Origin of the sequence: Streptomyces sp. NPDC053474, assembly GCF_044544845.1 — a bacterium.
Classification (GTDB): domain Bacteria; phylum Actinomycetota; class Actinomycetes; order Streptomycetales; family Streptomycetaceae; genus Streptomyces.
In genome coordinates this window covers 302,773-314,867 of sequence record NZ_JBITXV010000009.1, presented here as the reverse complement: position 1 = coordinate 314,867, position 12,095 = coordinate 302,773, and the positions used below count along the sequence as shown (strand labels likewise).

The following is a 12,095-nucleotide window of genomic DNA, read 5'->3' as shown; positions in this document are numbered from 1 at the left end:
CGGGTGCGGGCGTGCCCGTGGCGGGCGGCGGGGCCGTCGGCTGGTTCGCCCCCCAAGCAGGGCGCGGTTAGTTGTCCGTACAACCATTGGCCTGTCTTGTGGGTCGTACGCGCGACACACTGGCAATACCCGATGGGGGAGCTTTGAAGAAGTTCACGGCAGTACTGGCCACGAGTCTGGTGGCCTCCTCTGCCACGCTGATCGCCGTGCCCGCGGCGCACGCGGGGGACGGTGACTCCCGCGGCCGTACGGAGACGGTGCAGGAGGGCGGCACGCTCTACGCCTCCTACGAGCACATGTCCTCCCGTTTCCGCCCGGAGGACGTCACGCTCAAGATCCATGAGAAGAACAGGTCCGAGGTCCTCGCCAGCGTCCGTCTGGTGGGCACCGACAGGTGCCCGGCCACGAGCGACTGCTACGAGGACACCTTCCGGTCCGAGCCGGTCACCCTGCCCGCCATGGGCGCCTACGTGATCGACGTCGTGGCCAGGGAAGGGCAGCCCGACGAGATCGTCCAGCGCTCGACCGGCTTCCTCAACTACGGCCTCAACCCCAAGCTGACCCTCAGCAGCAGCCACCCGTGGGTCTCCTACGACCACCCCGCCGCCAAGGTGTCCGGATCGCTGGTGGCCGAGGACCCGAACACCCATGAGGTCAAGGCGTTCGCCGGGGTGGCCATCTACTACCGCGCCCGCGAGGTCCACGGCGAGGGGTGGGCGTGGACGAACCAGAAGGGGCGTTTCACCACCACCCGGACCTACGACGAGTACAGCTCCACCGCCACCACCACGTTCGAGTACATGTTTGACCAGCAGTACGAGTCGCTGAGCCTGCCCTTTCGCCAGCAGGAACTGAAGTTCACGGTGGACACCCCCGCGGGCACGGTCACCGCCCCCTACGGCAGTGAGATCCCCGTGAGGGGCAAGCTCACCCGCATCGCGGACGACGGCACCGAGAAGCCCGTCGCCAAGGAGGTGCGGATCGGCACCGGCGCCAGCACCGACACCACCGCGGTGAGCGGCCAGGACGGCGTCCTGGCCACGCGGTACACCGTCAAGCGGAGCGGGCAGGTACGGGTCTGGCCGACCGGGTCGAACTGGTTCACCGCGCCGGCCCCGCACTCCTTCACGGTGGCCAGGCCCGCCCGCACGAGCGCGCTGTCGAACGTCAAGGGCACGGTGGACAAGTACCGCAAGGTCACCTTCACCGGTGCCCTCGGTGTCACCGAGGGCACCTACCCGGCGGGCACCACGGCGCAGATCTCCATCGACTACCGCCCCGCGGGCGGGTCCTGGACGAGCACGGGCACCTTCGACGCCGCCTACGGCGCCTCCTTCACCGCGTCCTCGCCGAAGAAGGCCGACGCGGGCGCCCGGTGGCGTCTGCGCGTGGTCAACGCGGGCGTGGACAGTTCCGGCGTCACGCTGGGGCGCACGTACACGCGGGTGTGGAACGACGGCGTCTCGCCCGAGGGCGTGCGCAAGGGCTCGGCGCTCACCGCCAAGGGCGGCCTGATGCGCAAGTCCGGATCCACCTGGCGGCCGTACGCCGGGCAGAAGATCCGTATCTGGTTCAAGGCCAGGGCGGCCGGTTCGGCGTGGAAGGAGCTGGGCAGCACCACGACGCTGAGCGACGGCACGTTCAGGAAGAAGTTCACCGCGAAGCAGGACGGCACCTGGCAGATGCGCTACACCGACACCGACGCCTCCCACTACGCGGATTACGGGAGCGAGGACTACGTCGACGTCCGCTAGGCGGCCGCCGCGTACCGGGCGGCCCCGCCGCCAGTGCTTCCGGCGGGGCCGCCCTCGTGCGGGTGAACGGGCTCAGCGGTGGGGTGGGTCAGCAGGCTCCCAGGTCCTGCCAGACGCCCCACTGGCCGGTGGTGCCGGGTTCCTCGCCGGTCGTCCACCACTTGGCCTTCCAGGTGTGGTCCTTGTGGGACACCTGCTGGCCCGCGGTGTAGACGGCGGCCGGGGTCCAGGGGGCCGCGGTGCACTGGTGGCCGCTGCCGCCGGTGATGGTCAGGGAGTAGGTCGTGGAGTGGGCGGCCGCCGGACTGGTGGCGGTGACGACGAGGCTGTAGGTGCCGTTGACGGCCGCGGTGGTGGTGGAGACGGTGAGGGTCGAGGTCTCGCCGGCCGTGATGGAGGCGGGGCTGAGGGTGGCGGTGACTCCGGCGGGCGCGCCGCTCACCTTCAGGTCGAGGGTGCGGGCGGTGCCCGCGGTGACCGCGGTCTTCAGGGTGCTGGTGGCAGCGGCGCCTGCCTTGAGGGTGGCGGCGGCCGGGGAGGCGGTCAGGGAGAAGTCGTCGCTCGGCGGGGTGGTGCCGCGGGTGAAGGGCGCGAAGACGCGGGAGAAGTCCCAGGTGCCCTGTTCGATGCCGGAGCAGTCGTCCCTGGCTCCGCCGCCGGGGCACTTTCCGTTGTCGCGCTGCAGCGCCCAGAAGCTGAGCGTGTTGATTCCCTTGGCGAGCGCCCAGTCGTAGACGGTGGTGGCGTTGGGCAGGGTGAAGGTCTCGGCGGGGCCGAAGTCGTCGACGCCCGGCATCTCGGTGACGCCGATCATGCCCCAGAGCTGGGAGGGGGTCTTGGCGGGGTAGAGCCCCGCGAGCTGGTCGTACAGGCCCTGGGCGGCGGTCTTGGTGTCCTGGGCCATGTCGTGGGGGGCGTTGTCGTAGTAGTCGAACGTCATGATGTTGGCGACGTCGACGCGCGCGCCGTTGGCGACCGCGTTCTTGAGCAGGGCCAGGCCGCTGGCGGCCAGGCCCCGGGTGGTCGTCGGCAGGGTGTAGGAGATCTCCAGGGTGCGGCCGGTGGCGGCGGCCCAGTCCTGGACCTTCTTGATCGCCTTGTTGCGGCGGTCGATGCCCGCGGTGTTGTCCAGGGCGTCGACCTCGATGTCCATGTCGAGCCGGGGGATGTCGTAGGTCGTGATGACCTTCTGGTAGACGGCGGCGATCTGGTCGACGTCGGTGCAGCTGTCGGCGATCTCGGTTCCGGTGGTGTCGGCCGTGTAGCCGCCGAAGGAGGGGATGACGTCTCCGCCGCGGCCCTGGATCGTCTTGATGTCGGTGCCGAAGGACTGGGGGGCGATCGGCAGGGAGGTGTCGCCGTTCCAGTAGGCGGTGCAGGAGCCCTTCGTCGCCGTCTGGAGGAAGGCCATGGTGAGGTGCTTGGCGCCGGACTGGGCGCTGAGGGCTGCGGGGCTCTCGCCCGTCCACGACTCGAAGTAGGGGGCGAAGACGTGGGCGGGCAGCGGGGTGGCGGCCTGGGCGGGGTGCCGGAGACGGCGGTCAGGCCCAGGGCGGCCACCGCGGTGGCCGCCGCGGTGAGAGCGGCACGGAGGGAAGCGAGAGGTCTCATGGCCATCCCAAGGGGGTGAGGGGGCGTCAGGGAGGGGCTGACGCGTGGCTGTTGCCCCATGAGGTAGCCCTGTGGTCATAGGCATGTCAATGGTATGGACCAAGTGAGGCCTAGACCAATTTCGGGGCTGCTGCGTGCCGGGAGCGGCCGCGTGCGGGGCCGCGCGGCGGGGGCCGCTGGTCAGGCGGCCGCCCCGCCCCGGGCCGCGGACCGCCGTCCCGGGGGCCCGGCCGTACCGCTTGACCGTAATTTCAACAACCTCCTTAGGTCCGCTCCCCTGCGCGCCGCCCCCGCACGCTCCAGCGCCTCGCGGGCGGCGAGATGGCCCGCGCCCCTGAACGCCAGCTCGTGCGAGCCGAACGCGTCGGCGCGGGCCCCCGCGGCACCACCCGGAGGGCCACCGCGATCCCGTGCCCGGGCAGGCGCGGCTGCTCCTCGATGCCTGCGGCCGCGGGCTCGACGTCCACCGTGGCCCCCGCGAACTGCGGCGCGCAGCTGCGGCGTTGGTGCAGCACGCGCACGCCGCGCAGCGGGTGCGGCGGAAACCGGGGCGGCCCGGGGGCGGTCATGCCGCAACGCTCCCCCGCAAGGGGGAGGGCTCTCGCGTGCCGTGGTGTCCGCTTCCCCCGGGCGGGGCAGGGTTCTCGCGGGCGGCCTTCGGGAGGCGGACAGGGTGAGCGTGGACCGGCACGGACAGGTGATGACGGACACCGGCGCCGCGGCGGTGCGGCACTACGAGAGGGCCCTGGAGGACCTGCTGTTCTTCCGCGAGGAGGTGTCCGGGCAGGCCGGGGCTGTGCTCAAGGCCTCGCCCCGCTGTGCCCTGGGCCACGTCCTGCGGGCCTACCTCGGACTGCTCGGCACGGAGGAGAAGGACGCGGCCCAAGCAGCCGAAGCCTTTACGGCCTTCCGCCGGGAGGTCCCCCTGGAGGGCCTGAGCGTGCGTGAGCAGATGCACGTCCAGGCCGCGGCCTGCTGGCTGGGCGGCGACCTGCACCGGGCCGGACGCCTCCTGGGCGACCTCGTGGTGGCCCACCCCCACGACGTCCTGGCCCTGGCCGTCGGCCACCAGATCGACTTCTTCACCGGCAACGCCGTCCTCCTGCGCGACCGCATCGGCGGCGCGCTGGCCGCCTGGGACCGCGAGGATCCGCACTACGGCCTGCTGCAGGGCATGTACGCCTTCGGCCTGGAGGAGTGCGGGCACTACGCCCTGGCCGAACAGGTCGGCCTGGAGGCCGTCGAAGCAAACGCCCGCGACGTGTGGGGCATCCACGCCGTCGTCCACGCCTACGAGATGCAAGGACGGCACGAGGACGGCATCGGCTACCTCGACGCCCGCACCGGGGCCTGGTCGGCCGGCAACTACCTGAGGGTGCACAACTGGTGGCACTACGCCCTGTACCTGCTGGAGACGGAGCGCACCGACGAGGTCCTGGCCGTCTACGACGCCGCCCTGCACCACGAGCACTCCCCCGGCGCGGCGATGGAGCTCCTGGACGCGGCCGCGCTGCTGTGGCGCCTGTATCTGGCGGGCACCGACACCGGCGGCCGCTGGCCCGCGCTTGCCGAGGCGTGGGCGCGCCGGGGCGACGGGCCCCACTACGCCTTCAACGACGTCCACGCCGTCATGGCCTACGTCGGGGCCGCCCGCACCGGGGATGCCGAACGCCTCATCGGCGAGCGGGAGGTGTGGCTGCGCGAGGCCGGTGCGGGGCCGTCCAACGTGGCGATGACCGCCGAGATCGGCCTTCCGGTGTGCCGGGCCCTGGTGGCGTACGGCCAGCGGCGCTATGCCGACGTGGTGGAGTTGCTGCTGCCGCTGCGCTACCGCTTCCAGGAGTTCGGCGGCAGCCACGCCCAGCGGGACGCCCTGCAGAAGACCCTCGTCGAGGCCGCCCTGCGCGCGGGCCAGTACGACCTTGGCCGCGCGCTGCTGAGCGAACGCATCAGCCTGCGCTCCCGCTGCCCCTCCAACCAGCGGGCGTGGGCACGCCTGACGGCCCGGCAGCGGCCAGGCGGTGGGTGAGCGCTGCCCGCACCTGGGCTTGCCCCCTCCCGGGCGGGGTGTCCGCCACGGCTGAATGCGGGCCCCGGGGATGCGGGCTCCCCCTACGGTGGCCTGGCCCGGGATCCGGACGGTCCAGCGGGCGTACAGCACGGCGCGACGGCAGGAGCGGTCATAGCCGCGCAGCAGGCCAAAGGCGGCCAAGGACGGCGAGGTATTCCCCCGCATGAGCTTCACCCCCGGCACCAGCTGGCAGGACCGGTCCGTCATCGTGACCGGCGGAACGCGCGGCATCGGACGCGGCATCGCGGAGCTCTTCCTCGCCTCCGGCGAAGCCGCGTTCATCACCGGCCAGACCCTCACCGTCGACGGCGGCCAGACCCTGCCGGAATCCCTCGACGCGCTCACCACCACCGCGTGAGCGGCCCCCGGCCCCGGCCTGGGGCGTGACGGTGGGTGAGGCCTTCCGGGCCGCCTGACACCGGCGGGGCCGGTCGGGCATCCTGGCCGACAGGCCCCGGTACCGGCTGAGGAGAGGCAGAGCCATGCGATCGGTCCACGTGTGCATCGGGTGCGCGGCCCTCTACCTGCCCCCCGAGGACATGACCTATCCCTCCCTCGGCCTGACCGCGTCGCCCGCGCACTGCACCGAGCCCGGCTGCGCCGCCGCCGTGCGTGAGGCCGTCGCGTTCTCCGGCCTGCCGGAGGACAAGCTCGGCGAGCTGGCCCGGCGCGCCGTCGGCCTGGAGGGGCAGCCGCGCCGGCCACGGCCGCGCCAGCGTCCCGCCCGAGGCCGCCGGGCCGCCGCCGCACCCGGCGGCGGACGCGGCAAACTGCGCTAGCGCCACCGGCAGATCGTCCGCGAGGCGGCGTCTGCTTGCGCTGGTACGGGGGCGAAGGCGGCGCCCGTACGTCCGTCCTGGGCGGGTGGGTGGCGGGCTCGCGGGGTGGGGGGGCCGGTGTCAGGGGCCGTGTCAGCGGGGTGTCAGGGCGCTGACAGCCGCGGCGGAGATCGTAGAGACATCAAGCACCGGCCCGGCGGCCCCGCCACCGGCCCGATTCCCGCAAAGGAGCACCTGATGTCTCTCACCCTCACCGCCCTCACCGCCCAGGACAAGGACACCCTGCGCACCGCCGCCTACGGCGCCGTCTCGCTGATGGCCGCCGCGGATGCCGCCGGAAAGCCGCACAAGACCGCCACCCTGGGCTGCATCGCCCTGACCTCCGCCACCGGGCAGGTCGGACACATCCTCGCCGAGAAGACGCGCATCAAGAACCTGGGCGGCGCTTCCACGGCCGCACTGGCCGAGCAGGTGCTGCCCGCCCTGGCCGCGGCGGTGGAACTGCTCCAGCGGCACTCCCCCGCCGAAGCCGCCAACTTCCGCATCACCGTGGCCATCGCCGTGGAGGCGGCCGCCCGCGCGCACCAGGCCGAGCCCGGCCCGGCGCTGGCCGCCATGGCCCGCAAGATCACTGACGCCCTCGACGCCGCCTGACCGGGCCCCGGCAGCGTCGGCGGGGTGCTCCGGCGAGCCGTGGCGTGAGCGGCGGGGATCACAGGTGCAAGAGCATGAGGATTTCGTCGCGGTCGTCTCCGGGGGCCAGGCGCAGGGCTTTGGGCCAGCGGCCGATCTCCTGCCAGCCCAGGCGCGCGTAGAAGGTCTCCAGGCCCGCTCCGGCGCGCGCGGCCAGGTGCAGTTGCTCCAGTCCCATCTCGGTGGCCGCGATGTGGTGGGCGTGTGCGGTCAGGGCAGCGCCGATGCCCCGGCCGCGCATGCTGGGGTGGGTCTGCACGTGGTGCACGGTCCCCCAGTGGGCGGTCACGGGTGAGGAGCCGCGGCGCAGGTGCAGCCAGCCGACCAGTTCGCCGCCGTCCCAGGCGGTCAGCAGGCGGGACGTGTGCGGGGCCAGGCCCTCGATGATGGCGTCCAGGGCGGGCGCGGCCTGCTGGGTGTCGATGGGCGGTAAGGGGAAGCCCGCGGCGCCGCCGTCGTTGGTGACATCGACCCAGCACTCGAGCAGGGCCTGGCGCACATGCGCGTCGATGTCCCGGGCCGAGGCGACTTGATGCAGGTGGAAGGAGTCGGTGGTCATGGCGCGGAGTCTGGCAGGAGCCACTGACATCGCCCCCGCTGCGGTGCGGGGCGGGGGCGCACCGGTCAGGGGTGCTTTTGCGCCAGGGCCGGGGCCGGTCGGGTGTGCCGGTGGGCGCCGCTGGTCGTCGCTGTGGCGCGCGCGTGCTCCATCCGCCCGGGCGGCCGCCACTGTTGGGGGCTGCCCTGATGCCCCCGATCGCGCGGTACCCGGGCCTGGAGGGGTACCTGGCGGACACCGCGGGGCCATCAGCCGTGCGGGGCGCGGCTGTTCGGCTCTGGCCGGGGGCCGGGGGCCGGGCGGACGGGCCCTGGAGGCGGGCGCGCGCGTGCCCGGTGGTCGCGGGCGAGTTCGCCGGGGGGGCGCCTGGGGTGAACTCGCCCTGGTGCGCAACAGTGGCTGCCGGGGCTCTTGTTCTCGATGGGCCGTGGGGGCACGCTCGGTGATCGAGTGGGCGACGTAGAGTTCGTCTTGATCTTTCCGAGGGGTGCGGGTGCCGGGCTGTGCGGGCGCCGGGAGGGGATGTGGGATGCGTTCACGCCGGAGGGGAACAGGCGCGGCCGGGGCGGGAGTTGAGCCGGTGGGCGGGCCGGGGGTGGGGCGGCGGCGGTTTCTGGGGTTCGTGCTGGCCGCTCCGACCCTGGTGACCGCCGCCGAGCTGGGGGCGGCGCCCGCGGCCCAGGCGGACATCACCGCGCTGGTGGACCTCAACGACGTGCTGACCACCGCCGCGCTGGCGACCTCGAACCTGATCACGGTCGAGGTGCACGCCGACGGCACGGTCTCCTTCGCGCTGCCGCGCGCCGAGGTCGGCCAGGGCATCACCACGTCGACGGCGATGCTGATCGCCGAGGAGCTGGACGTGCCCCTGGAGCGGGTGCGCGTCACCCTGGCCGACGCACGGCCGGAGCTGGTGTTCAACCAGCTCACCGGCGCCTCCAACACCACCATCTCCACCTATCTGCCCATCCGGGTGGCCGCCGCCGTCGCCCGGATGCGGCTGCTGCGGGCCGCGGCCGCCGAACTGGGCGCCCCGCTCGCCGAGCTGACCCTGCGGGCGGGCACCGTCACCGACGGCGCGGGAGGCAGCATCGGCATCGGCGCGCTCGCGGGCAAGGCGGCCAGCGTCACGGTGCGGCGCGCGTGGGTGGACCTCAAGGACCGCGCGGACTTCACCGTCATCGGCCGACCGCACAACCGCGTCGACGCGCTCGCCGCGGTGACGGGCCGCAAGAAGTTCGCCATGGACCTTAAGGTGCCCGGCGCCCAGCCGGCCATGGTGTGCCGGGCGCCGACCATCAACGGCACCGTGGCGTCGGTGGCCAACCTCGACCAGGTGCGCGCCATGACGGGTGTCACCGATGTCGGCGTCATCTCCACCGGGGTCGCGGTGCGGGCGCAGACCTTCGGGCAGTGCATCGAGGCCGTGCGGGCGCTGCGGGTGGCGTGGAAGCCCGGCAGCGTGGAGGGCGCCTCGGACGAGTCGGTGCTCCAGGAGCTGCGGGAGGCGGAACTGCCGCTGGGGCCAGCGCCGTTGACGCCGTCGGTGGAGGCCCGCTTCACCTTCCACTTCCGCGGCAACAGCGCCCTTGAGCCCAACTGCGCGATCGCCGACGTGCGGGTGGACCGGGCGGAGATCTGGTCGAGCCTGAAGGCGCCGATCGTCGCCAAGCAGGCCATCGCGGCCCGCCTGGGGCTCGCCCCTCGTGCCGTGACCGTGCACGTCACCGAGGGCGGCGGGTCGTTCGGGCGCAAGCTGTTCCTCGACGCCGCGCTGGAAGCCGCCGAGATCTCCCAGGCCTTCGGCAAGCCGGTCAAGCTCATGTGGCACCGGGCCGACGACGCCCGCCAGGGCCGCACCCACCCCATGGCCACCTCCCGGGTGCGCGCCGCGTACGCCGGGGGCTCGGTGCTCAGCTTCAAGCAGCGGCACACCAGCGTCGCCACCGACTTCGGCCACGGGCTCGGCGAGGTCTTCACCGCCCTGGCCGCGAAGCTGCCGGTGGGCGACGCGGCGTTCTCCCAGACCTTCTTCCACCTCACCCAGTCCATGCCCTACGACGTCGGGGTGCACAGCCGACTGCTGAGCGAGAGGGGCAAGGGCTTCAACACCGGCAGCATGCGCGGGGTCTACTCCCCCGACGTCGTGTGCGCGCGCGAGCTCATCATCGATGAGCTCGCCGCGAAGCTGCGCCAGGACCCCTTCGCCTTCCGGCGCGGCCTGCTGCGCGAGAAGCGCTTCGCGGCCGTCCTGGCCAAGGCGGCCGAGGCCGGCGGCTGGGGGCGCGCGATGCCCGCCCACACCGCGCAGGGCATCGCCTTCCACAGCGAGTACCGCTCGGCCTGCGCCGTCCTCGTCGAGATCGACTGCCGTCCCGAGACCGTGGGCAGGCCCGTGCGTGACGGGGTGAGCGGGCCGCGCGTCACCAAGGCCGTCGTCGCCGTGGACGTCGGCCTGGTGGTCAACCCGCGCGGCCTGGAAGCACAGATGATGGGCGGTGTCATGGACGGCATCGCCCAGGTGCTGACCTCCAGCCTGCACCTGCGCGAGGGGCACTTCCTTGAGGCGAGCTGGGACAACTACTTCTACACCCGGCAGTGGAACAGCCCCCTGGAGCTGAAGGTCCTGGTGCTGCCGTCCACCGGCGGCGAGGTGGGCGGCGCCGGGGAACTGGGGGTGGCCGCCTCCATGGCCGCCGTCGCCTGCGCCTACGGGCGGGCCACGGGCACCCTGCCCACCCGCTTCCCCATCAACCACTCCGTGCTCTCCTTCACCCCCAAGCCGACCGTGCCGCCCATTCCGGCCTCGCCCACCGACGGCCTGGACCACGTCCGCTGAACCGGCCCGCCCCCGGCCCGCCAAAGGGCCGCCGTCTCAAGGAGTCTGTCGTGCCTGAGCACACGTTTCGTCTCAACGGCGAGCAGGTCACCGTCGAAGCCGCCGATGACGAGCGGCTGTTGTGGGTGCTGCGCGACCTTCTGGGCGTGACCGGGCCGAAGTACGGCTGCGGCATCAACGTCTGCAAGGCCTGCACCAGCCACCTCAACGGCAAGGCGGCCAACCCCTGCGCCATCCCGGTCAAGGACCTCACCCCCGAAGACGAGGTCACCACCATCGAGGGCCTGGCCGCCACCGTGGGCGCCGAGCTGCACCCGATGCAGCAGGCCTGGCTCGAGCAGGACGTGGCCCAGTGCGGCTACTGCCAGCCCGGCCAGATCATGGCTGCCGTGGCCCTGGTGCGCCGCGTCGCGCAGGAGGGCCGCAAGATCACGGAGGCCGATCTGGACGGCATCCGCAACATCTGCCGCTGCGGTACGTACGTCCGCATCCGCGAGGCGATCCGGGCCGGTGCCGCGCGGATGTGAGCACACCCGGCGCAGCCGGTCCGGTGCCGCCCGCGAACGGTGTATGATCTTCACGTAACTCCGGTGCAGGGCACGGGAGTCACGCGTCTGTGGTCCAAGGAAAGACGCCCATCATCCGATGGGAAATGCAGGTGCAAGGCCTGCCGGGCGCTCCACACCAGGGCCCCCTCCGCGCGGAGGGGGCCCTGGCCGTTTGTCGGGGCGCGGCCGGGGGCCGAGGGCCCCCTGGGCGGCCGCCTCGGCGCCGATGACCACCGCGTGCGGCGGCGGGCCCCAGTACGGGGCCTTCAACGCACGGAAAACGCTATGTTGCGTTCATTTTCGGGTCAACGAATGAGGGGGCCCGTATGGGGTGGGTGCCCAGGTCAGCGGGGGGAAATTCTTGCAAGGGGCCTGCTGGTTAATGCAATGGGTGGCTGATTCGTGCTTTGCAACGAGCTGTATCTGAACGCACACTGGCCCTCGCACACCGAAGCGCGCGAGGTGACCATCCCATGCCAGGAAACAGACTGACGCAGCAGGACCGCCGGCTCATCGCGGCGGGGATGGCCGACGGGCTCTCGTACACCGAGATCGCCAAACGCCTGCGGCGGCCGACGTCGACCGTCACCCGGGAGGTGATGCGCAACGGCGGCCCCCGCGAGTACCGGGCCGACCGCGCCCACCACGCGGCGGGGCGCCGGGCGCGGCGCGGCAGCCCTCCCACGGCGGGCGCGGCGCAGCCCTCGGTGCCCGATGCCCAGGCCCACGGCTATGGCCGTGACGTCCAGGCGGTGCGCGACTTCGAGCAGCAGCTGGTGCGGCTGCTGGTCGGCATCGGGCTGCAGGGGATGGTCTCGCGCGTGCTGGCCTGCCTCTGTGTCACCGACTCCGGCAGTGTCACCGCCGCCGATCTCGCGCGGCGCCTGCGGGTGAGCCCGGCCTCGGTCTCCAAGGCCATCGGCCAGCTCGAGCGGCAGGAGATCGTGCGCCGCGAGCGCGACGCGGGCCGCCGCCACGACCGGTACGTGATCGACGGCAATGTGATGCACCGCGCCATCCTGGGCAACCTGCGGCGCAACGCCGCCCTGGCGCAGACCGCGTATGAGGGCGCGGGCATCCTGGGTGCCGACACGCCCGCCGGGACGCGGCTGCGGGAGATGGGCCTGCTGCTGGACCACGTCAGTCACAGCATCATCCGCTCGATGCAGGGCTGGGGGGACCTCAGTGCTTGTGTCGCCTCCTGCGCGGCGGAGCGGGAGTAACACCCGCGCGGTGGCGGG

Annotated in this window: 10 protein-coding genes and 1 pseudogene; 8 read left to right on the top strand and 3 right to left on the bottom strand. The window is 72.8% G+C overall.

What is annotated here, in order from left to right:
• Nucleotides 1–143: 143 nt before the first annotated feature.
• Complete coding sequence (locus ACIG3E_RS23090) at nucleotides 144–1,754, top strand: hypothetical protein (RefSeq protein ID WP_399619453.1); 1,611 nt, start codon at nucleotides 144–146, stop codon at nucleotides 1,752–1,754.
• A gap of 88 nt (nucleotides 1,755–1,842) precedes the next feature.
• On the opposite strand, the pseudogene ACIG3E_RS23085 reads toward ACIG3E_RS23090, so the two are convergent.
• Both ACIG3E_RS23085 and ACIG3E_RS23080 read right to left on the bottom strand, forming a co-directional pair.
• Nucleotides 1,843–3,365: pseudogene (locus tag ACIG3E_RS23085) on the bottom strand (chitinase).
• A 263-nt stretch (nucleotides 3,366–3,628) separates the two neighbouring features.
• Complete coding sequence (locus ACIG3E_RS23080; protein WP_399619451.1) at nucleotides 3,629–3,934, bottom strand: hypothetical protein; 306 nt, start codon at nucleotides 3,932–3,934, stop codon at nucleotides 3,629–3,631.
• A 131-nt stretch (nucleotides 3,935–4,065) separates the two neighbouring features.
• Between ACIG3E_RS23080 and ACIG3E_RS23075 the strand changes: the two genes are divergently transcribed.
• The 4 genes from ACIG3E_RS23075 to ACIG3E_RS23060 all read left to right on the top strand — a co-directional run bounded on the left by ACIG3E_RS23075 (nucleotide 4,066) and on the right by ACIG3E_RS23060 (nucleotide 6,869).
• Entirely contained in the window at nucleotides 4,066–5,394 is a 1,329-nt protein-coding gene (locus ACIG3E_RS23075) for a tetratricopeptide repeat protein (protein WP_399619449.1), read from the top strand.
• A gap of 205 nt (nucleotides 5,395–5,599) precedes the next feature.
• A complete protein-coding gene (locus ACIG3E_RS23070; RefSeq protein ID WP_399619447.1) occupies nucleotides 5,600–5,794 on the top strand; it encodes a hypothetical protein in 195 nt (64 codons plus the stop codon).
• Nucleotides 5,795–5,918: 124 nt separating this feature from the next.
• Nucleotides 5,919–6,215 (top strand): hypothetical protein, encoded by a 297-nt coding sequence (locus ACIG3E_RS23065; RefSeq protein WP_399619445.1) that lies wholly within the window; start codon nucleotides 5,919–5,921, stop codon nucleotides 6,213–6,215.
• A 237-nt stretch (nucleotides 6,216–6,452) separates the two neighbouring features.
• Nucleotides 6,453–6,869 carry a hypothetical protein gene (locus tag ACIG3E_RS23060; protein ID WP_399619442.1) on the top strand — a complete coding sequence of 139 codons (417 nt, stop codon included), beginning with the start codon at nucleotides 6,453–6,455 and terminating at the stop codon, nucleotides 6,867–6,869.
• 58 nt (nucleotides 6,870–6,927) lie between these two features.
• Here ACIG3E_RS23060 and ACIG3E_RS23055 read toward each other — a convergent pair whose 3' ends face one another.
• The gene (locus tag ACIG3E_RS23055; RefSeq protein ID WP_399619439.1) at nucleotides 6,928–7,467 is read right to left on the bottom strand and encodes a GNAT family N-acetyltransferase; all 540 of its coding nucleotides are present in this window, start codon (nucleotides 7,465–7,467) and stop codon (nucleotides 6,928–6,930) included.
• Between the two features lie 529 nt (nucleotides 7,468–7,996).
• On the opposite strand from ACIG3E_RS23055, the gene ACIG3E_RS23050 reads away from it, so the two are divergent.
• From ACIG3E_RS23050 to ACIG3E_RS23040, 3 genes are all read left to right on the top strand, one after another.
• On the top strand, nucleotides 7,997–10,306 hold the full coding sequence (locus ACIG3E_RS23050) for a molybdopterin cofactor-binding domain-containing protein (protein WP_399619436.1): 2,310 nt from the start codon (nucleotides 7,997–7,999) through the stop codon (nucleotides 10,304–10,306).
• Between the two features lie 50 nt (nucleotides 10,307–10,356).
• Entirely contained in the window at nucleotides 10,357–10,833 is a 477-nt protein-coding gene (locus ACIG3E_RS23045; protein ID WP_399619433.1) for a (2Fe-2S)-binding protein, read from the top strand.
• Between the two features lie 494 nt (nucleotides 10,834–11,327).
• The gene (locus ACIG3E_RS23040) at nucleotides 11,328–12,077 is read left to right on the top strand and encodes a helix-turn-helix domain-containing protein (RefSeq protein ID WP_399619431.1); all 750 of its coding nucleotides are present in this window, start codon (nucleotides 11,328–11,330) and stop codon (nucleotides 12,075–12,077) included.
• The last annotated feature ends 18 nt before the right edge of the window (nucleotides 12,078–12,095 follow it).